This is a genomic window from Ruegeria sp. C8 (assembly GCF_056537565.1).
Map to the genome: position 1 here is coordinate 14,563 of NZ_JBQFRV010000015.1, position 19,113 is coordinate 33,675.

The window sequence follows — 19,113 nt, forward strand, 5'->3', positions numbered from 1 at the left end:
GGGACCACAATACCTTCAAACGGGGCGCGTGCCTATTCTTCGTTGTAGCGGTAGCCGATGCCATAGAGCGTCTCGATGGCCGAGAACTCAGGATCAGCGGCGCGCATCTTCTTGCGAAGGCGTTTGATGTGGCTGTCGATGGTGCGGTCGTCGACATAGACCTGATCGTCATAGGCCACATCCATCAGCTGGTCGCGGCTTTTGACGAAGCCAGGGCGTTGCGCCAGGGCCTGCAGAAGCAGAAACTCGGTCACGGTCAACGAGACATCATTGCCCTTCCAGGTCACCGCATGGCGCAGCGGGTCCATCCGCAACTCACCACGTTCCATGACCTTCGCATCACCTGTGCTAACCGCAGCGCTATCGCCCTCGGTGGCTTCCTGACGACGCAGCAAGGCGCGAATACGTTCGACCAAAAGGCGCTGCGAAAACGGCTTCTTCACATAGTCATCCGCGCCCATGCGCAGACCCAGAACCTCGTCGATCTCGTCATCCTTGGAGGTTAGAAAGATAACCGGCATCTGGGTTTTCTGGCGCAGCCGCTGCAATAGATCCATCCCGTCCATCCGCGGCATCTTGATATCCAGAACAGCCATATCGGGCAGCTTTTTATTGAAAGCATCCAGCGCAGCCTGACCGTCATTATACGTTTCAACCTCGAAACCCTCGGCTTCGAGCGTCATGGATACCGACGTCAGAATGTTTCTATCGTCATCCACTAGTGCAATCTTTGACATTGGGGTCACCCCTATTCCTGCTCATATACGCAATAATACGCTTTTTTGTAGGATATTGTTGGCGGTTTTAAGGCGCCGAATCAATCCGTAACCACGAATCAAGCCATTCTTGCGGCAGTTCTGCGGCAAAAATGCCTTGCTGGCCGCAAAATGCTGCCCGGTTTTCCGACAGGAAATTTGTGATGGCGCTAAACCTGAACTTGGTTGCGCTAACTGCGTCAAAGCCTCCTGTTCATGCCCCAAACGACCATGATAAGAGGACGCCTGTTCGCCGGAGTCGTCCGGCATGATTGCCCCAAGAGCGCACCGGGCCGAACTGCCTCCGCGCCGCCACAGGAGAAGACACAAATGACATCTGGACGGGTTAACCCGCAATTCCGCCTCGAAGATCAGGGCATCGAGGGTCTGGGCAATGTCTATTACAACTTCATGGAACCGGCGCTGATCGAAGAAGCGCTGAAGCGCGGCGAAGGCACCCTTGGCAATGGCGGGGCCTTTCTGGTCACCACCGGCAAGTTCACTGGCCGTTCGCCCAAGGACAAACACGTCGTCAAAACCGAAAGCGTCGCCGACAGCATCTGGTGGGAAAACAACGCCGCCATGAGCCCCGAAGGCTTTGACGCACTGTACGAAGACATGCTGGCCCATATGAAAGGCCGCGACTACTTTGTGCAGGACCTCGTTGGCGGGGCCGATCCGACCTACTCGATCAACGTGCGCATGGTCACCGAGCTGGCCTGGCACAACCTGTTCATCCGCCACCTCCTGCGCCGCCCGGATCGCGAAGATCTGGATGATTTCACGGCTGACTTCACCATCATCAACTGCCCCAGCTTCCAAGCGGATCCCGCCAAGCACAACTGCCGTAGCGAGACGGTGATTGCACTGAACTTCGACCGCAAGCTGATCCTCATCGGCGGCACCGAATACGCGGGCGAGAACAAAAAATCCGTTTTCACCCTGCTGAACTACATGCTGCCGGAAAAAGGCGTGATGCCAATGCACTGCTCGGCCAACCACGCTGTTGGGAACCCGGTCGACACCGCCGTCTTCTTTGGCCTGTCCGGCACCGGCAAGACCACCTTGTCCGCCGATCCGGCACGGATTCTGATCGGTGACGACGAACATGGCTGGTCGGATCGTGGTACGTTCAACTTCGAAGGTGGCTGCTATGCCAAGACCATCAACCTGAACGCCGAGGCCGAGCCCGAGATTTACGCGACGACCTCGAAATTCGGCACGGTGATCGAGAACATGGTCTTCGATCCCGAAACCAAGGAACTTGATTTCGATGATGACTCACTGACTGCAAACATGCGCTGCGCCTACCCGCTCGAGTATATCTCGAACGCATCCAGCAGCGCTCTGGGCGGTCATCCCAAGAACATCATCATGCTGACCTGTGATGCGTTCGGCGTACTGCCTCCCATCGCGCGGCTGACACCGGCGCAGGCCATGTATCACTTCCTGTCGGGCTTCACCTCTAAGGTAGCAGGTACCGAGCGTGGCGTGACCGAGCCGCAACCAACCTTCTCGACCTGCTTTGGCGCGCCCTTCATGCCGCGCCGCCCCGAGGCCTATGGCAACCTGCTGCGTGACAAGATCGCCCAGCACGGTGCGACCTGCTGGCTGGTCAACACCGGCTGGACCGGTGGCGCCTACGGGATTGGCAGCCGGATGCCGATCAAGGCAACCCGCGCCTTGCTGACTGCTGCGCTGGACGGTTCGCTGGCCGATGCCGAGTACCGCAAGGATGCTAATTTCGGCTTCGACGTACCTGTCTCGGTCCCCGGAGTGCCTGAGGTTCTGCTGGATCCGCGCCGCACCTGGGATGATCAGGTTGCGTTCGACAAGCAGGCAGAGAAGCTGGTGCAGATGTTTGCGGAGAACTTTGAACAGTACATTCCGTTCATCGACGAAGACATCAAGGCTGTTGCCATCGGCTGACCTGAATCAAGGGCGCTTCGGCGCCCTTTTCTATGCCAGAGCGTTCACCTTCCGGTTACCGCGCGGAAACAGCATATACAAATGCGTTGTTCCGAAGTTTCCGATACGCTACAGTCGCTACATTAAATTGGCCCGGAGCTTTTGCACCGGGCCGAATCTTAAAATAACCTTTGGGCAGCTCATGCGCGGACACTCACACCAGCGAATTGGGCAACCTAATCACGACGCTAGTCTAAGTAGATGGGGTAAAGTGTCAATATGAAACCAGCCAGACACCACGGTGTTTGGATATATTTCCAGGTTTCGGCTTTGGCCGCGTTGGCACGAAAAAGACAGGTAAGATATGACCGAAATCTCGAAACTCACCGAACTTCGCAAGCTCATGCAAAGCATGGAGCGCACACTGGGCCTTGAACAGCTTTCTCCGGTCGAGCGCGACATTTATTACGCTGCCGAAGAGCTATCGAAAGCCGATCAGGAAGTCCGGACATTCGGCTTGATCGAACACACTCTGGTCCAGAGCGTTTCGCGGCCCACCTTTTTCCGCGCGCTGAAGTCGCTGGTCGAAAAGGGTTATCTGTCGCAAAGCGGCACAGCCAATCGCGGACGGTATATCGTACATGCACCACGGTGACGCCGCGCCCCGGCAGAGCAACGGCTGATCGACGTGCGCAAGTGGGCCTCGGAAACATTTTTTGCCTCTTTGGCCTATGTGATCGCATCCTTCCTCACTTTTGAGGTCCTGATGCCTTTGCAGAACTTGTTCTTTCCCGAATATCCAAGTCGGGCAAGTCTGCTGTTTCTGCCACATGGCGTGCGCGTTTTATCCGCGTGGCTATTGGGCTGGAGGGCGATCTTTGCCCTTCTTCCCGGTGTTTTCATCGTTTTCGCAGCACTCGGTGGCAGCGATGTGTTCCTGCCCAGCCGACTTATGGCCATGGCAATCGCCGTAACAACGGTTCCGGCAGTGTTCTATCTGTGCAAATGGCTCGGCTGGGATCTCTTTCCACGCGCCGACCGCAAACCCTGCTGGATCTGCATCATGGGCGTGGGCGTTGTGACCTCGTTCCTGGTTTCAGGGCTGACAAACCTGGCCTTCGGCAGTGCGACCGCTGAATACATCGCCTTTCTGATCGGAGACGTCTCGGGCCTGTTCTTCCTGATGCTCGGCCTCTATTTCGCGTTTCGCTTTGCGGACAAGCGGGCGTGATCCGCTAACCGAACAGACCACGGCGGACAAGATTCAGCCCAGCGACCAACAGTACCAACAGCGTGATTTTCCGAAACCGGGCCTGATCAATACGGTCCTGCAACCGCATCCCCAGCCACAACCCCGCAAGGGCCGGCACGACCAGTACAGCCGAGAACGGCGCTGTCTCTCGGTTCAGTATCCCTGAGCCGATATGCGCCACTGTCAAAGCCACAGCGCCCAGACCATAGATCACACCCTGCACTCTCAACTGCTCTTGCTTTGGGGTGTTCAAGGCCGTCAGATACGCCACGGTCGGAGGGCCCCACACGCCCGATATCCCACCTACAAAGCCCGCAATTGCGCCGAAGATCGCTTCTATACGCGCTGATGCTTCTTTGAGGGAGAAGGTGACACCTAGGATCTGCAGCAATGCAAAGACCGTCACCGGAATGCCGATCAACATCAGGAAGGTCGAAGCTGGAACCAGCGTCACCAATTGCGCTCCGATCAGCAGAAAGACCAAACCAACGCTCAGAAAGACCCGGAACCGCCGGATCGAGGCAATAGCCGCCCGCCCCCCTTCCTGCAGCGCCTGAACGCCGTTGGTCACGACGGTTGAGAAGATAAGACCGGCAACCGCGAGCTCAGGCGACAGGAACATGCTCAGCCCCGAAACCAGAACCATCGGCATCGCGAAACCGACCATGCCTTTGACCCATCCGGCTAGGCACGCAATCGCAGCAGCCAGGGCAAGATCGGTCGGAGAGAGTATGGAAAACAATGTCATGGCGTCTAGATATCACCCTGTGCGCTCTCTGCACTGCAAAAATGCCAAGGTAATATTTGAACTTTTTCGCTACGTAATAAGTATTTTTGTTGCGCTGCACGTGCAGCATGATATGACCAGACGACGCAAAAGAGGACGTGATTCATGGCCCATGACGGACAGGATATGACCCAGATGACGACAGCTGCGATTTTGCCGGACCTTCTGGCCCTGACAAAGGCCGCTGTACCAGCGGTTGAAGCGGTATTTGAGCGCGCGCGCGATTCGGTGCGGTCCATGGTCGAGGCTGACGGTCGCATCTCGGGTGCGTTGATCGAGGCGAACCAGACAGCTGCTCACGGGCTGGCATGGCTGGCGACCTATCATCAGTCCCTTGCACAGATGCAACGCTGGGCCGAAGCGCTTGAGGCGGACGGCAAGTTTGGCGAGATTGAGCAACTGCTGCACCAGATCGCCTTTGGTGAGTATCTGCATCAGGTCGCTGGCGGTATCCCCATGAACCAAGGCGAAGTTGTACGCCTGCAGGATCTGGGGCTGGGCTGGGACGCTCTGTCCGGGTTCCAGACTTCTGAGATCCAGACGCTGATGGCGCAGGCCAATACGCAAGCCGCGCGGTCTCGCCTTGTCGCCCTGATGGAAGACCAGGCCGGAGCCACCATGTTCGGCGCGTCGGGTCTGGACGAAGAACTTGAGATGATCCGTGACCAATTCCGCCGTTATGCCGTCGAAAAGGTCGAACCGCACGCCCATGACTGGCACCTCAAGGACGAACTGATCCCGATCGAAGTCATCGAAGAACTGGCCGAGATGGGCGTTTTCGGCCTGACCATCCCCGAAGAGTTCGGCGGATTCGGCCTGTCCAAAGCTTCGATGTGCGTGGTGTCCGAGGAGCTTTCGCGTGGCTATATCGGTGTTGGCTCTCTGGGCACGCGCTCCGAGATTGCGGCCGAGCTGATCATCGCAGGCGGTACGGATGAGCAAAAAGCGAACTGGCTGCCGAAGCTGGCCAGCGCCGAGATCCTGCCGACCGCCGTGTTCACCGAACCCAACACCGGCTCGGATTTGGGCAGCCTGCGCACCCGTGCGGTCAAGAACGCTGATGGCGACTATGAGATCACCGGCAACAAAACGTGGATCACCCACGCGGCCCGAACCCATGTGATGACCCTGCTGGCACGTACCAATCCTGACAGCACCGACCACCGGGGTCTGTCGATGTTCCTGGCCGAAAAGACGCCCGGAACGGATGAGGCCCCCTTCCCTACGCCCGGCATGACCGGCGGTGAGATCGAGGTGCTGGGCTATCGCGGCATGAAGGAATACGAGCTGGGATTCGACGGCTTCCACGTGAAGGGTGAAAACCTTCTGGGCGGCGAAGAAGGCAAAGGCTTCAAGCAGTTGATGGAGACTTTTGAATCCGCCCGCATCCAGACCGCCGCCCGCGCCATCGGCGTTGCGCAAAGTGCGCTGGATATCGCGATGCAATATGCGCAGGACCGCAAGCAGTTTGGCAAATCGCTGATCAACTTCCCGCGCGTGTCCGGCAAGCTGGCGATGATGGCGGTTGAGATCATGATCGCGCGGCAGCTGACCTATTTCTCGGCCTGGGAAAAAGACCACGGCCAACGCTGCGATCTAGAGGCCGGTATGGCCAAGCTGCTGGGCGCACGTGTGGCCTGGGCCGCGGCCGATAACGGGCTGCAGATTCACGGCGGCAACGGCTTCGCGCTGGAATACAAGATCAGCCGCGTTCTGTGCGACGCGCGTATCCTGAACATTTTCGAAGGGGCTGCCGAAATTCAGGCACAGGTCATCGCACGGCGTCTGCTGGGCTGACCGATATTCGGCAACTTCATTTCCCCAACTGAACCCGGCGCCCGCGCCGGGTTTTTTTCTTGAATTGCTTATTTTGTGCGCGGCGCTAACAGCGTGTCCCATAACGCCAACAGAACCAATTCTGAACACTCCTCACTGCAACTTCCCCCTTCCCGATCTCGCGCAGATCACTTACACGACCTTTCGAAACCCGGACGGAGAGACAAACGTGATACGCCTGACCGCGCTGCTTGCTGCCTTGGTGATGCTGACCCTTGGGGCCTGCACTCCGTCTTCGACCGTAACACGGTCGGATGTCGATGGGCTGGCGCTTGAGATCCGCAACCTTGGCCCCGATGTCGACCCGGCCGAGGCCCGCCGCGCCGCAGAAATCTCTTACAGCTATTCGCAACAATTGAAGCGCGACTGGAACGTGACGGATTCGCCGATCGTTCACAACGCCAAGGTCATCAACGGCTTTCGTGACTATGGCCTGTGCAATGACTGGGCGCAGGCCATGACCCGGCGCTTGCAGCAAGAGGACTTTCAAACGCTGGACGTGCATTGGGCAACCTCCCCTCCGACCACGTTCCGCATCATCCACCATTCGGCGGCGATCAGTGCGCGGGGAGATAGTCTGAAGGACGGCGTGATCCTTGATCCCTGGCGGCAGAGCGGCGACCTGTTCTGGGGCGAGATCTCGGAAGACGACCGCTACAATTGGCGGCCCCGACTGGAGGTGCGCGAAGAGCTGATCTCGGCCAACGCGGGCAGCTGAGATTCCGGTTCAGCCGAAACCCTAGTCGCGCTAGCTTGTGCCCATGTTACGCCTAACCCTCGTTCTGCCCATGATGGCCCTGTTTCAATGCGACCGCGACGAAACCGTGGCCGCCTATGGCGCGTCTGACCGGTCCTGGGTGCTGCAAGAGATTGACGGGCAGCCTTTTGAAGCCAGCGCCCTGCTGCAATTCCCCGAAGAGGGCAAGATCGCGGGCAATGCCCCCTGCAATAGCTACAATGGCACGCTGAACGCGCCCTATCCTTGGTTCGAGATCAAGGACCTTGCCGCCACCCGCGCCGCCTGTGCCGCGCTTGAGGCCGAGGGAATGTATTTCGCCGCCCTGTTGGCGATGACCCAATCCGAGGTTTCGGGCGATTTTCTTATTCTGCGCAATGAGGACGGGCACGAGATGGTGTTCAAAGCCGCCGAGTAAGCCTCTCGACGAACCGCGCCCGCGCCTCGGGCAGTGGATGATGGCCCAGCGCGGGCGCAACGCGGTGTTCCATGAAATACCCCGTCGTGTTCAACCCCTGCACGATCTCGGCATCCGGGGCCGTCCCTTCGCCCCGCAGACAGGGTGGCAGGGGCAACAGGCGGTCGGCCCACTCCCCAGCGCCTTCAACGCTGACGGCCCGACCCGTTTTGGGCGAGACATAGACCAACCCCTCGGTCGCGCCTGTCACAGCGCAAGAGGACAGGTCGAGGCCAAAGCCCAGCTCCTCAAGCAGCGCAAGTTCCCACCGCAGATAGGCCAGCGACCAGATCTCATCCTGCCCGAGCAGATCCATCAACTGTTCGGTCTGGCTGTAGATTGCGGGATGCGGCTCGCGCTCGGGCAGGCAAAAGGACAACAGCGACACTACGGCGTTAAGCCCCGCCAGCGCCAGCCGACCAGAGAACGCCGCCGCCGCGCGCGAGCGTAGGGGTTCGACCTGGAAGGTGCCAATATGTTCCTCAAGTCGCGCCCGCCACAGCACGTCCAGCTGCGCGCCGGGCTGCAAGATCGGCGCAATCTTGCGGCTGGTTCCTCCGCGCACCACGCCCGCATGACGACCATGGGCCTCGGTAAAGACCTCGATGATCGCGGCCGTTTCACCGTGGCGGCGCGTGGTCAGTAAGATGCCGTAATCGCGCCAGTCCAAGGCAAGCTCCGGTCGGGGTTGGAAATCGCTCGCCTCACAAGAGCGCAACTGCGCGGCGGGCGCAAGCGGGATGGGGACTCGACAAACCGGGCGCTTGGTCCAAGATTATCATTGGGCGCGCGATGGGAGGGAGGACAAAGATGCCAGGCAGAGTTTGGGTTTTGCTATTTGCAAGCTTGATCGGCTTTAGCCCTCTTTCCGCATTCGCTCAGGCAGACTGGTCGCAGGTGAAGCCGGTTCTCGACAAGCGATGCGTGGTTTGCCACGGCTGCTACGATGCGCCCTGTCAGGTCAAGCTGACCTCACCCGAGGGGCTGCTGCGCGGCGGCAACAAGCTGGCGGTTTACCATTCGCAGCGTCTGGAAGATGCCCAACCCACCCGTTTGGGGCAGGATGCCACAACGGTTGAGGGGTGGCGGGATTTGGGATTCCATGCAGTTCTTCCGCAGGCACAAGGCGAGTCCAGCTTACTGGAACGCTATCTGACCTTGGGTGCCGAGAACCCTCTGCCCGCAAACGCGCCTCTGCCCGACTCGTTGGGGCTGGCGCTTGACCGCCCCTTGGTATGCCCAACCGATCAGGAGTTCGACGCCTTCCGCGAAAGTCATCCGACGGCCGGAATGCCCTATGGGACCGCGCCACTGACGGCCTCGGAGCATGAACTGTTGATGGATTGGGTGCAGAGCGGAGCAGCCTTGCCTGAGGCGGCTACGCCATTGCCGGACGATATCCAAGGGCAGGTTACCGCCTGGGAGGCGTTCTTCAACGCCCCCGACCCGCGCGCTCAATTGATGAACCGGTATCTGTTCGAACATTTGTTTCTGGCCCGCCTGCATTTTGAAGGCGATGACCCACGGCGGTTCTTTCAAATGGTCCGGTCCAGAACGCCCAACGGAGAAAAGATCGACATCATCGCCACCCGCCGCCCGTTTGACGACCCCGGCGCGGACCCTTTCTACTACCGTCTACAACCGGTCGATGAAACCATCGTCCACAAGGAACATCTGGTCTACACGTTAAGTCCTGATCGCATGGCGCGGTTTCAGGCGCTATTCCTGCAACCCAACTGGGCGCTGACCGACCTGCCCTCCTATGGCGATGCCGAAGGCGGAGACCCGTTCTCGACCTTCGCGGCGATCCCCGCGCGTAGCCGCTATCAATTCCTTTTGGACGATGCGCTGTTCTTTGTCCGTAGCTTCATCCGCGGCCCCGTCTGTCACGGGGAGACTGCCGTTGACGTCATTGAGGACCGGTTCTGGGTCAGTTTCCTTGACCCCGACGCAGACCTCGCGATCACCGACCCAAGCTTTCTGGCCGAAGGCGCTGCGCTTCTTGAGTTGCCCGTCGCGCAAGTGGATCAAAGCTTGGGCGACCTGCACATGTTCTCGCATCAGAACCAGGCCGAGTACCTTGAGTTCCGCGATACCCGCTATCGCAGCGGTCCCGCGCATCAAACTGGCTGGGGCTATGACGCGATTTGGGATGGTGAAGGAACCAACCCGAACGCCCTGATCACCGTGTTTCGGCATTTCGACAACGCCTCGGCCCTGACAGGATTTCACGGCGATATTCCGGAAACCGCCTGGGTCATCGACTATCCTGTGTTTGAACGGATCTACTATAATCTGGTGGCTGGATATGACGTGTTCGGGCGTGTCGAACATCAACTGGCGACCCGTATCTACATGGACGAATTGCGCATGGAGAGTGAGGACAACTTCCTGACCTTCATGCCGCGCAATCTGAGGCCGGGGATGCACGAAAACTGGTACCGAGGCGTTCTGGCCAGATTGCACACTTTTTGGCACACCCGTCGCATCGACGACACGATGCCCACCGGGGTCACGTTTGAAACGGACGCCCCCAAGCAGGAGTTTTTTCTGCAGCTTTTGGCCCGCGGCAACGGGCTATGGTCGCGCTCAGACCCGATCAACCGATGCGATGGCGCGCATTGCGCGCAGGATGCGCTGACTGCCCTGGCCAGCCAGACGGGGCCTTGGGTCAAGTTCCTGCCTGACCTTTCCTTGCTGGTGGTCGAGACAAGCGACGAGAAAGCCGAAGTTTTCACCCTGATCCACGACAAGGCCCATACCAACATTGCCTTCCTGTTTGACGAATCCGCCCGGCGAGAGCCCGAAAAAGACGTTCTGACCATTCTGCCTGAGATGATCGGAAGCTACCCAAACTTCTTCTTCAAACTGCCTGAGGCGCAATTGCCTGACTTTGTTCAAGCCGTGAAATCACTTGCCACTCAAGAAGACTGGATGCAGCTGGTCGCCGATTTCGGCGTGCGCCGGACCAGCGAGGACTTCTGGGCCATCAGCGATCAGATCCACGCCCGTTTTCTGCAAGACAAACCAATTCAGGCGGGTATTCTGGACCTCAACCGGTACAAAGACCCAAAGCCCGGCGAAGATCCGACCTGAGCATTGCGGTTTGATGAAGAGGGGATGAAAAACACCCGCCAGCGCCGCAAGCTGTGACACCCACACGATAAGTTCAGCCCGACAGACTTGCCGAAGGACGGCAGCGGCCCTACCCTTCTGCTATGCGATCTTTTGCACATATCCGGCCAGCCTATAGCCGGGCAGAGCGCGTCAGTGACGGAGTTGTACATGTTCTGGGCCTGTTTCTAGCCCTCATCGCGGTTCCCATTCTGATTGTCATGACGATGTTCTATCGCGCCGACCCGGACGCGGTCATGGGCGCGTCGATCTACGGAGTGACGCTGATCCTGATGCTCAGCTTTTCTGCGCTCTACAACATGGTCGTCAGTGATCGATGGTCAGAAGTTCTGCGCAGGCTTGATCACTCGGGCATCTATGTGAAGATCGCAGGCACTTACACGCCCTTCCTGCTGCTGTCCGGAGCACAAGCCCCGGGGCTGATGATCGGCCTTTGGTCCTCGGCCACGCTGGGATCAGTGCTGAAGATGGTGGACCCGCACCGCTTTCGCTGGATCGGGCTGATCTTGTATCTGGGAATGGGCTGGGCCGCCGTCTGGAGCGGGCACGCTTTGCTGGACGAGCTGCCACCTTCGGTACTCGCTCTGATGATTGCCGGAGGGGTAGTCTATACCGCAGGTGTCATCTTCTACCTGTCCGACTGGATGCCCTATCACAACACGATCTGGCATGTTTTCGTTCTGGCAGGCAGTGTTCTGTTCTTCGCCGCCGTATCGCTGCGGGTGTCGCTGGAGCCGTTGTTGTTGGGCTAAAGACCCTTCAGAACGTCAGGCCCGCGTGCATCAAGATACCAACCACCATCAACAGGTTGAGGACCATCGAGATTCCATTGCCCACATAAATCGGCAGCTTCCCGACCACCAACCCATAAGCAAACCACAAGAATGACAGCGCAGCATAAAGCGACCAGGACAAAAGCGACTGGCCGGTGGCGTGTTGCGAGTGTGTGAAAAACAGCTTGATCAGCTGCGGCAGCGTGGCAAAGGGGCCGACGACACCAATGAAGACCATGAAGCCTTCGAATCGCTGCATCCAGTGACCCAGGTTCGATTTTTCAAGTTTCTCAGCGAGTGTTTCAGCCACGCCAACACCTGACCTTTTTGCGGTTTTCTCAACGATCAGCCTGTGCCGACCTGCCCTTCAAACTAGACGGTTTGAGCCGCCTGTCCAAGTCCCTGTGGGTGGGTTTATTCCAGCCCCTCATCATCCAGCAAATGCCGCCCCTGCCGGTCTTCGACCTCAATCACCCAGAGATCAGGGTCAAAGCTGCGCTGGCGCTGGATGGCCTCGTCCACATCGCGTTCGGCGCCGCTGGAGAGTTCTACCCATTTACGAACGCCGCTCATCAGGTCAAAGCTGCGTTGGAAGGCCACCGCCTGCCCATCAAGCGTGTTGAGTTTGACCAGCACCGCGCCCGCCGTGTCATCGCCATGCGCCACCACGAAGGCCGGGATTTCCTGAAACCGCAGCCGTGCCAGATAGGCATGGACCCAGAAGTCTGCGGTCAGACGCGTCATGCGTTGCCGTCTTTGAAATCCAGACCCATTTCCGAGTACCGCTCGGATTCCTCCAGCCAGTTGGGCCGGACTTTGACCTGCAGGAACAGGTGAATCTTACGATCCAGAAACTCTTCCAGTTCCGCCCGCGCGGCCTGGCTGACGGCCTTGATCGTCTCGCCTTTTTTGCCCAGTACGATGCCTTTGTGGCCGTCGCGCATGACATAGATGATCTGATCAATCCGGGCCGAGCCGTCTTTGCGCTCTTCCCAGTTCTCCGTCTCGACGGTTAGCTGATAGGGCAGTTCTTGATGCAAGCGCAGGGTCAACTTTTCGCGCGTCATCTCGGCGGCGATCATGCGCAGGGGCAGATCGGCGATCTGGTCTTCGGGATAAAGCCAAGGGCCTTCGGGCAGCTCTCCCGCCAGCCATTTACGCAGGTCGTCGACGCCGTGGCCTTTCTCAGCCGAGATCATGAAGGTCTCAGCAAAAGGGTAGCGAGCGTTCAAGTCGCTGGTCAGCGCCAGCAACTTCTCGGAGGGCACCTTGTCGATCTTGTTGATGGCCAGCGCGATGGTGCGGCCCTGCCCGATCTCTTCGAGACCTTCGAGGATCCGCTCGACGCCTTCGGTGATGCCGCGATGGGCCTCGATCATCAGGACAACCACATCCGCATCAGCCGCCCCACCCCAGGCAGCGGCAACCATGGCTCGGTCCAGACGGCGGCGCGGTTTGAACAGGCCGGGCGTATCCACAAAAACCAGCTGCGCGTCGCCCTCCATCGCCACGCCACGGATGCGGGCGCGGGTGGTCTGCACCTTATGCGTCACGATCGAGACCTTGGCCCCGACCATGCGGTTCAAAAGGGTGGATTTGCCTGCATTGGGCTCTCCGATCAGGGCGATAAATCCGGCGCGTGTGGTCATGTGTGTTGCGATCCTGTTTGCAAGTGCGCACCCCTATAGCAGAATGCCCGCGCGGGCCAGAGGGTTTTGTCGCATTGCGATCCGTTGTGCGCAGTGAAACTGTAGCCATACGCCACGCCGATGACAGCCAGGCGAGGATTTCATCAAAGAGGCAAATCATGAAACGTCGCGAGTTCCTTTTGGGCACCAGCGCCGCCGCAGGGGCAATCGGATTGGGAGGGTTCGGTCTAGCCTCGGCCGCGCCTGAACTGGTCATCCAATCGGCCAGTTTTACATTGCGCGATCAGGTGACGACCGGGATGGTCAGCCTATCCTCTGATGCGCCGCCGCCGGTACTGCGGGGTCGTCAGGGTGAGGCGATGCGCCTGCCAGTACGCAACTCGACACTAGACTACACCGCGATGCATTGGCACGGGCTGCGTATTCCTAATGCGATGGACGGCGTTCCCTATCTGACCCAGATGCCATTGGGACCGAATGAACTGTTCGACTATGAGTTCACGCCCCCTGACGCTGGGACCTATTGGTACCACCCCCATTGTATGACGATGGAGCAGATGGCTCACGGTCTGACCGGCGTGATGGTCATTGCCGAGGCCGAATATCCCGGGTTTGACGGCGAACAGGTCATTAACCTGCGCGATTTCCGTCTGGATGACGAAGACCAGTTCTTGCCCGCTTACACCCAGCGCGGCGCAGCAAGGGCTGGAACGTTCGGCAATCTACAAACTGCAAACTGGCTGGATACGCCCGTTTATGACCACGTCTCGGGCGGGTTGGTACGGCTGCGGGTGGTGAACACGGACACGACCCGGATTTATCGGCTGCATCTTGCGGGCGGCAAGACCCGGATCATCGCCTGGGACGGACATCCGGTTGATGTCGAGCTCCCCCTGCCACGCGCCGAGGACCCTCTGCTGGTCGGACCGGGCCAACGGGTGGATTTCGCGGTGGCGATGCCCTCAGGCGAGGGGCAGATGGTGGATCTGGTCGCGAAACTGCCGGGTCAGCCGCATCGCCCGATGGCACGTCTTCGGGCCCTAGGCGCGGATGTTGCGCGCGATTTGCAGGAGTTGAAACCACTGCCCCCGAATCCGGTTGCACGGCCTGATCTGACCAAGGCCGAACTGCATGAGTTCGTCTTTGGCTGGACGCCCGAAGGTGGAGAGCCGAATAACGGGTTCTGTGGCTCTCTGGGATATAATTTCTGGTCGATCAACCGAACCCCTTGGGCGGGCGATGCCGCCGAGGGTGTTGGCCCTCTGGCCGTTTTGGAGATGGGCAAAAGTTACGTTCTGCGGCTACGAAACGAATCGCCGAACCTTCATCCGATCCACCTGCATGGGCTTGTGTTCACGCCGATGAAATCGAACCTACGCAAGCTGCCGCCTTTGCTGACCGATACCATGTTGCTGCTGAAAGATGAGGTGGTCGAGATCGCACTGGTCGCGGACAATCCCGGCGACTGGGCCTTTCATTGTCATGTGATCGAGCATCAGAAAACCGGTCTGACCGGGTATATCCGGGTGGTTTAAAGCGTTTCGGGTTTCACATGAATCAACGAGTGGCACAAATGTCCCGAGAACGCTGGAAGCGTGGCAGGGTATTCGTGTCACTAATTTAACCCAAAACGTTGCAGGCATCGGATTGACTACGCCAATCCGACCGGTAGGGGGCCAGCCCCCTCGTCCAGATTTCATCCGGCCTCACCCCCGGGATATTTTTGGCCGGATGAAGAGCGGATCGGGTTTTGGAAGATGAACGAGGGCTACTTCGGCAGCGAGTCCAGAAGGGCCTTTGCCGCAGCCTGTTCGGCCTGGCGTTTTGATCCAGCGGTGGCCTGTGCCTCGGTCCCGTCCTGCAGGCGGGCGGCGATGGTGAAAACCGGAGCGTGGTCGGGGCCACTGCGTTTGACCTCGATATAGCTGGGCGGTTTCTGGCCACGGGCCTGCGCCCATTCCTGTAGCGAAGTCTTGGCGTCGCGAGCGTCAGATTCGACCGTGTGGATGCGATCCCCCCAGAGGGCGAGGATGACGTCGCGGGCGGCCTCAAAACCGGCGTCGCGGTAGATGGCGGCGATCACTGCCTCCATGGCGTCGCCCAGAAGCGCCTGTTTGCGGCGCCCCCCGGACAGCATCTCGGACCGGCCGAGCTTGAGTACGGCGCCCAGATCAATCTGGCGGGCGACATCGGCACAGGCTTCTTTACGCACCAGCGCGTTGAAACGAGGGGCCAGCTGGCCTTCGGAGGCTTTCTTGTCCGCCTCTAGCAGGGCTGTCGCCATAACGAGGCCCAGAACGCGGTCGCCCAAGAATTCGAGCCGTTGGTTGTCGGGCCGGGTGGCAGACGAAACCGAACCGTGGGTCAGCGCCCTCACCAACAGCTCGGGGTTCGAAAATTCGTACCCTAAGCGGTGCTGAAACGCCTTTATGTCGGCCGATACCTTCAATTGACCGCCTTGAAGAAGCGGTCGCTGCGCCATGTCCAGAAGAACAGCATAGACCGGCCAGCCGACGAGAACATGATCCGGTCTGCGCGACCGATCAGGTTTTCGTAAGGAACATAGCCTACCCCACCAGCAGATTGCGGCAGACGGCTGTCGGCAGAGTTATCGCGGTTGTCGCCCATGAAAAAATAGTGGCCTTCGGGCACCGTGTAGATGCCGGTATTGTCGGACCCTTGATTGCCGATACTCAGCACGTCATAGGATACGCCATTGGGCAGGGTCTCGACAAAGCGCTCTTTCTCACAGACGCCACCGATACCGACCGGGCCGTTGGAGCAGCGCGGACGCAAGCGTTGCGGACCTTGCGGAGCCGCCACTTCCGTGAAGACGCCATCGGCTTGTTGCGGGACGGGTGTGCCGTTCAGAATGATCTGCCCTTGACGGACCTGAACGCGGTCGCCCGGTAGGCCGATGAGGCGTTTGATATAGTCACGCCCCGTCACAGGGTGACGGAAGACGATCACATCGCCGCGTTCGGGCTCTCCGCCCCAGATGCGGGTATTGTCGTCACCCGGAAGCCAGCCGCAGATATCCTCGGCGTCGATATTCAGACCGATACTGGGGATGATCAGGCTGGGGCAGGAGGCGTAGGAGTAACCGTAGGCCATCTTGTTGACGAACAGGAAATCGCCGATCAGCAGGGTCTGTTTCATCGAGCCGGAGGGGATCCAGAAGGGCTGGAAAAACAGGGTGCGGAAAACGCCTGCGATCAACAGGGCGTAGACAATGGTTTTGATCGTCTCCCAGATGGGATTTCCGGTTTTGACGTCCTCGGCCATACTGCTCTCTGCTCCTTGGTGTGTTGGGTGCTAAATGCGGGCCATGCGGGGGCAAGTCAAGGCTGCGTACCGGCTTCTTGAAGCGGGCGCGCCTCGATCACCACAAAGGCCTGCGCCCAGGGGTGGTCATCGGTCAGGGTGACGTGGATAATCGCCTCATGGCCCTCCGGCGTCATCTGGCGCAGCCGGTCGGCGGCCCAGCCGGTTACATGCATCACGGGCTGGCCCGTGTGCAGGTTGCTGACCGCCATGTCCTTCCAGGCGATGCCCATGCGCAGACCGGTGCCTAACGCCTTGGAACAAGCCTCTTTCGCGGCCCAACGTTTGGCGTAGGTGCCTGCGGTGTCGTAGCGACGTTCCGCCTTGCGCTGCTCGGTCTCGGTGAACACGCGATTGCGGAAACGGTCGCCGAAACGGTCGAGCGTGCGCTGAATGCGCTCGATATTCGCGAGGTCTGTACCAACTCCGAGGATCACGACAACCGAACCGTCAAAATCTTATAGCTGGCGACGCCGAAGAACCCCGCAAAGGCAAAATCGAACCAACGTCGAGCACGCCGGTAGGCGCTACCCATACGCAACGAGGAAAACAGGAAGGCGTAACCGATGAAGATCAGCAACGATCCCGCATAAAGTAGGCCGAAATATCCCAACAACACCCATAGGCTGGCATCATTTGGGGCAACGATCGCATAGATCGATCCCCAACTGAGGATCGCCTTGGGGTTCGTCAGGTGAATGGCTGCACCTTTCGCAAAGATCGTGCGCAGCGACCCGGTGACTGGCTTGCCCAATGGAACCTCACCCGCGGTCATCGCGCGGCGCAGGGCCTTGAGGGCCAGCCAGCCCAAATAGGCGACACCAAAGTAACGGATCACCTCGAAGACCCAGACATTTGCCAGCATGATCGCCGACAAGCCCAGCGCGGCGGCAATCCCCCAAGCAGCAGAGCCCGCGCATATGCCAAGTGCAAAGACCAGCCCTGCACGGCGACCTTCAGACATAGCGGTACCGGCAATGCCCATGGTGGCCGGACCGGGTGAGCCACCGGCCATCAACCAGGCAAACCAGATCGCTATGAAAGCGGGCGTGATCACGCCCGCGCCTCATCCATCAGGCGACGCATTTCCTGTATGGCGGGGGTAAGGCCCAGAAAGATCGACTCACCGATCAGGAAGTGGCCGATGTTCAACTCACGCACTTCTGGGAAGGCCGCGACGGGTTTCACCGTCTCATAGGTCAACCCGTGGCCTGCATGGACTTCGAGGCCCAGCGAATGGGCAAAGGTCGACATCTGGCGCAGGCTTTCCAGCTCACGCTCGGCCTCTTCCATGCGGCCTTCGGCGAAGGCGTCGCAATAGGCGCCTGTGTGTAGCTCGATCACCTCGGCCCCTATACGGTGGGCGGCCTCAATCTGGCGTTGGTCAGCGGCGATGAAGATCGACACACGACAGCCGACATCGCGAAGCGGAGCAATGAAGTGGGCCAACTTGTTTTCCTCGCGCGCGACTTCCAGCCCACCTTCGGTGGTGCGTTCCTCACGCTTCTCCGGCACGATACAGACCGCATGAGGTTTGTGCCGCAGGGCGATCTTCTGCATCTCTTCGGTGGCCGCCATTTCAAAGTTCAGAGGGACCGAGAGGACGTCCATTAGCCCATCAATATCCGCATCCGAGATGTGACGGCGGTCTTCGCGCAGATGCGCCGTAATGCCATCGGCCCCGGCCTCTTCGGCCAGTTTGGCGGCACGCAGCGGGTCGGGATAAGCCCCACCGCGTGCGTTACGCACGGTGGCGACGTGGTCGATATTCACACCAAGACGCAGATAAGTGTCAGACATCGCGCGATTCCTTTTTTACGGTTTGAGCTGAAGCTAGTGCCTTTTCCACCGAAGTGTCAGCCTCGGTTTCAGCCAGACGTTTGATTTCGTCGAATTTGGCTTTGATCCGCGCGCGGCGGCGCTGTTGATAGGTGCGGATCAGCGGCAGGCTGAGATAAAAGCAGATCACCCCAGCCAGCAGACCGGGAAGAATGCCGCCGATCATATAGGGGTAGAACACTTCGCGGTAGAAAAGACCCAGGCCGTGCCAATCCGCGACGCGGTCGGTAAACATGGCGAGGAAGTTGTTCTTCAGATCGCCCATCGCATCCGCGAATTTCCCCATCAGACCGCGGGTTTCGCTTTTCTCGAATTCGGTTCCAAGAAGGAAGTGCCCCGTCTGCAGGCAGATGACGCCGATCGGAACATAGGTCAGCGGATTGCCGAAGAACGTGCCGCTAAGGGCGGCCACGATATTGCCGTTGAGCAGGCGCGCTCCGATGGCGGCGACCAGAAAATGCAGGCCATAGAAGGGTGTAAACGCGGCAAACACCCCTGCCCCGATACCGCGCGCGATCCGCTCGGGCGAGTCTGGCAAGCGGCGAACGCGATGTTTGACATAGTGAAAGGCGCGGGTCCATCCGCCACGTGGATAGACAAACTCAGATGCGGCCTGAATGGGAGAGCGTCGATCTCGGCGCTTGAAAACCACTCCTGATCAC

General features: G+C 59.3%; 22 protein-coding genes. 9 read left to right on the top strand and 13 right to left on the bottom strand.

Features of this window, described 5'->3' with window-relative positions:
• Positions 1–32: 32 nt before the first annotated feature.
• Both ACR0KL_RS17655 and ACR0KL_RS17660 read right to left on the bottom strand, forming a co-directional pair.
• Positions 33–737: a response regulator transcription factor gene (locus tag ACR0KL_RS17655; RefSeq protein ID WP_170380430.1), complete on the bottom strand. Its 705-nt coding sequence runs from the start codon at positions 735–737 to the stop codon at positions 33–35.
• Positions 738–758: 21 nt separating this feature from the next.
• Positions 759–1,025 (bottom strand): hypothetical protein, encoded by a 267-nt coding sequence (locus ACR0KL_RS17660; protein ID WP_480777333.1) that lies wholly within the window; start codon positions 1,023–1,025, stop codon positions 759–761.
• Positions 1,026–1,085: 60 nt separating this feature from the next.
• Between ACR0KL_RS17660 and ACR0KL_RS17665 the strand changes: the two genes are divergently transcribed.
• From ACR0KL_RS17665 to ACR0KL_RS17675, 3 genes are all read left to right on the top strand, one after another.
• On the top strand, positions 1,086–2,684 hold the full coding sequence (locus tag ACR0KL_RS17665; RefSeq protein ID WP_170681222.1) for a phosphoenolpyruvate carboxykinase: 1,599 nt from the start codon (positions 1,086–1,088) through the stop codon (positions 2,682–2,684).
• A gap of 343 nt (positions 2,685–3,027) precedes the next feature.
• Positions 3,028–3,318, top strand: a complete 291-nt coding sequence (locus tag ACR0KL_RS17670) for a hypothetical protein (RefSeq protein WP_170380432.1) — start codon at positions 3,028–3,030, stop codon at positions 3,316–3,318.
• A gap of 111 nt (positions 3,319–3,429) precedes the next feature.
• Positions 3,430–3,894 (top strand): hypothetical protein, encoded by a 465-nt coding sequence (locus tag ACR0KL_RS17675; RefSeq protein WP_480565700.1) that lies wholly within the window; start codon positions 3,430–3,432, stop codon positions 3,892–3,894.
• A 4-nt stretch (positions 3,895–3,898) separates the two neighbouring features.
• Here the strand turns inward: ACR0KL_RS17675 and ACR0KL_RS17680 are convergent, their stop codons facing one another.
• Positions 3,899–4,663 (bottom strand): sulfite exporter TauE/SafE family protein, encoded by a 765-nt coding sequence (locus tag ACR0KL_RS17680; protein ID WP_480777334.1) that lies wholly within the window; start codon positions 4,661–4,663, stop codon positions 3,899–3,901.
• A 144-nt stretch (positions 4,664–4,807) separates the two neighbouring features.
• On the opposite strand from ACR0KL_RS17680, the gene ACR0KL_RS17685 reads away from it, so the two are divergent.
• From ACR0KL_RS17685 to ACR0KL_RS17695, 3 genes are all read left to right on the top strand, one after another.
• Complete coding sequence (locus ACR0KL_RS17685; RefSeq protein WP_170463218.1) at positions 4,808–6,499, top strand: acyl-CoA dehydrogenase family protein; 1,692 nt, start codon at positions 4,808–4,810, stop codon at positions 6,497–6,499.
• A 208-nt stretch (positions 6,500–6,707) separates the two neighbouring features.
• Positions 6,708–7,256 (top strand): hypothetical protein, encoded by a 549-nt coding sequence (locus tag ACR0KL_RS17690; RefSeq protein ID WP_480555461.1) that lies wholly within the window; start codon positions 6,708–6,710, stop codon positions 7,254–7,256.
• Positions 7,257–7,299: 43 nt separating this feature from the next.
• Positions 7,300–7,692, top strand: coding sequence for an META domain-containing protein (locus tag ACR0KL_RS17695; protein ID WP_170681228.1), 393 nt, complete (start codon positions 7,300–7,302; stop codon positions 7,690–7,692).
• Here the strand turns inward: ACR0KL_RS17695 and recO are convergent.
• Positions 7,676–8,401 (bottom strand): DNA repair protein RecO, encoded by a 726-nt coding sequence (recO, locus tag ACR0KL_RS17700; protein ID WP_170681230.1) that lies wholly within the window; start codon positions 8,399–8,401, stop codon positions 7,676–7,678. The genes ACR0KL_RS17695 and recO overlap by 17 nt on opposite strands.
• A gap of 140 nt (positions 8,402–8,541) precedes the next feature.
• On the opposite strand from recO, the gene ACR0KL_RS17705 reads away from it, so the two are divergent.
• On the top strand, positions 8,542–10,827 hold the full coding sequence (locus ACR0KL_RS17705) for a fatty acid cis/trans isomerase (protein ID WP_480777335.1): 2,286 nt from the start codon (positions 8,542–8,544) through the stop codon (positions 10,825–10,827).
• Between the two features lie 122 nt (positions 10,828–10,949).
• Positions 10,950–11,618 carry a PAQR family membrane homeostasis protein TrhA gene (gene trhA, locus ACR0KL_RS17710; RefSeq protein WP_170681243.1) on the top strand — a complete coding sequence of 223 codons (669 nt, stop codon included), beginning with the start codon at positions 10,950–10,952 and terminating at the stop codon, positions 11,616–11,618.
• Between the two features lie 7 nt (positions 11,619–11,625).
• Here trhA and ACR0KL_RS17715 read toward each other — a convergent pair whose 3' ends face one another.
• The 3 genes from ACR0KL_RS17715 to era form a co-directional block, all read right to left on the bottom strand.
• Entirely contained in the window at positions 11,626–11,949 is a 324-nt protein-coding gene (locus ACR0KL_RS17715; RefSeq protein ID WP_170681245.1) for a SemiSWEET transporter, read from the bottom strand.
• A gap of 104 nt (positions 11,950–12,053) precedes the next feature.
• A complete protein-coding gene (locus ACR0KL_RS17720; protein WP_170681247.1) occupies positions 12,054–12,383 on the bottom strand; it encodes a DUF1491 family protein in 330 nt (109 codons plus the stop codon).
• Positions 12,380–13,288, bottom strand: a complete 909-nt coding sequence (gene era / locus ACR0KL_RS17725; RefSeq protein ID WP_170681249.1) for a GTPase Era — start codon at positions 13,286–13,288, stop codon at positions 12,380–12,382. The genes ACR0KL_RS17720 and era overlap by 4 nt, the downstream gene beginning before the upstream one ends.
• A 158-nt stretch (positions 13,289–13,446) precedes the next feature.
• Between era and ACR0KL_RS17730 the strand changes: the two genes are divergently transcribed.
• The gene (locus ACR0KL_RS17730) at positions 13,447–14,823 is read left to right on the top strand and encodes a multicopper oxidase family protein (RefSeq protein ID WP_170681251.1); all 1,377 of its coding nucleotides are present in this window, start codon (positions 13,447–13,449) and stop codon (positions 14,821–14,823) included.
• A 233-nt stretch (positions 14,824–15,056) separates the two neighbouring features.
• Here the strand turns inward: ACR0KL_RS17730 and rnc are convergent, their stop codons facing one another.
• Genes rnc through ACR0KL_RS17760 form a run of 6 tightly spaced genes read right to left on the bottom strand, consistent with a single transcriptional unit; the run spans position 15,057 to position 19,103 of the window.
• Positions 15,057–15,737, bottom strand: a complete 681-nt coding sequence (gene rnc / locus ACR0KL_RS17735) for a ribonuclease III (RefSeq protein WP_170463210.1) — start codon at positions 15,735–15,737, stop codon at positions 15,057–15,059.
• On the bottom strand, positions 15,734–16,573 hold the full coding sequence (gene lepB / locus ACR0KL_RS17740; protein WP_170667993.1) for a signal peptidase I: 840 nt from the start codon (positions 16,571–16,573) through the stop codon (positions 15,734–15,736). Before lepB ends, rnc begins: the two co-directional genes overlap by 4 nt.
• 56 nt (positions 16,574–16,629) lie before the next feature.
• Positions 16,630–17,049 carry a holo-ACP synthase gene (gene acpS, locus ACR0KL_RS17745; RefSeq protein WP_170667994.1) on the bottom strand — a complete coding sequence of 140 codons (420 nt, stop codon included), beginning with the start codon at positions 17,047–17,049 and terminating at the stop codon, positions 16,630–16,632.
• Positions 17,046–17,669, bottom strand: a complete 624-nt coding sequence (locus ACR0KL_RS17750) for a LysE family translocator (protein ID WP_170681253.1) — start codon at positions 17,667–17,669, stop codon at positions 17,046–17,048. Before ACR0KL_RS17750 ends, acpS begins: the two co-directional genes overlap by 4 nt.
• Positions 17,666–18,412: a pyridoxine 5'-phosphate synthase gene (locus tag ACR0KL_RS17755; protein WP_170681255.1), complete on the bottom strand. Its 747-nt coding sequence runs from the start codon at positions 18,410–18,412 to the stop codon at positions 17,666–17,668. The genes ACR0KL_RS17750 and ACR0KL_RS17755 overlap by 4 nt, the downstream gene beginning before the upstream one ends.
• Entirely contained in the window at positions 18,405–19,103 is a 699-nt protein-coding gene (locus ACR0KL_RS17760) for a DUF2062 domain-containing protein (RefSeq protein ID WP_170380448.1), read from the bottom strand. Before ACR0KL_RS17760 ends, ACR0KL_RS17755 begins: the two co-directional genes overlap by 8 nt.
• Between the last annotated feature and the right edge of the window lie 10 nt (positions 19,104–19,113).

Excerpts from the sequence above, each read along its gene's own strand:
- ACR0KL_RS17675 (WP_480565700.1), top strand. The coding sequence starts at position 3,430 with ATGCCTTTGCAGAACTTGTTCTTTCCCGAATATCCAAGTCGGGCAAGT.
- ACR0KL_RS17670 (WP_170380432.1), top strand. The coding sequence starts at position 3,028 with ATGACCGAAATCTCGAAACTCACCGAACTTCGCAAGCTCATGCAAAGC.
- era (WP_170681249.1), bottom strand. The coding sequence starts at position 13,288 with ATGACCACACGCGCCGGATTTATCGCCCTGATCGGAGAGCCCAATGCA.
- lepB (WP_170667993.1), bottom strand. The coding sequence starts at position 16,573 with ATGGCCGAGGACGTCAAAACCGGAAATCCCATCTGGGAGACGATCAAA.
- ACR0KL_RS17680 (WP_480777334.1), bottom strand. The coding sequence starts at position 4,663 with ATGACATTGTTTTCCATACTCTCTCCGACCGATCTTGCCCTGGCTGCT.
- ACR0KL_RS17705 (WP_480777335.1), top strand. The coding sequence starts at position 8,542 with ATGCCAGGCAGAGTTTGGGTTTTGCTATTTGCAAGCTTGATCGGCTTT.
- ACR0KL_RS17660 (WP_480777333.1), bottom strand. The coding sequence starts at position 1,025 with ATGCCGGACGACTCCGGCGAACAGGCGTCCTCTTATCATGGTCGTTTG.
- ACR0KL_RS17655 (WP_170380430.1), bottom strand. The coding sequence starts at position 737 with ATGTCAAAGATTGCACTAGTGGATGACGATAGAAACATTCTGACGTCG.
- ACR0KL_RS17665 (WP_170681222.1), top strand. The coding sequence starts at position 1,086 with ATGACATCTGGACGGGTTAACCCGCAATTCCGCCTCGAAGATCAGGGC.
- ACR0KL_RS17755 (WP_170681255.1), bottom strand. The coding sequence starts at position 18,412 with ATGTCTGACACTTATCTGCGTCTTGGTGTGAATATCGACCACGTCGCC.
- ACR0KL_RS17695 (WP_170681228.1), top strand. The coding sequence starts at position 7,300 with ATGTTACGCCTAACCCTCGTTCTGCCCATGATGGCCCTGTTTCAATGC.
- trhA (WP_170681243.1), top strand. The coding sequence starts at position 10,950 with ATGCGATCTTTTGCACATATCCGGCCAGCCTATAGCCGGGCAGAGCGC.
- ACR0KL_RS17730 (WP_170681251.1), top strand. The coding sequence starts at position 13,447 with ATGAAACGTCGCGAGTTCCTTTTGGGCACCAGCGCCGCCGCAGGGGCA.
- ACR0KL_RS17720 (WP_170681247.1), bottom strand. The coding sequence starts at position 12,383 with ATGACGCGTCTGACCGCAGACTTCTGGGTCCATGCCTATCTGGCACGG.
- ACR0KL_RS17685 (WP_170463218.1), top strand. The coding sequence starts at position 4,808 with ATGGCCCATGACGGACAGGATATGACCCAGATGACGACAGCTGCGATT.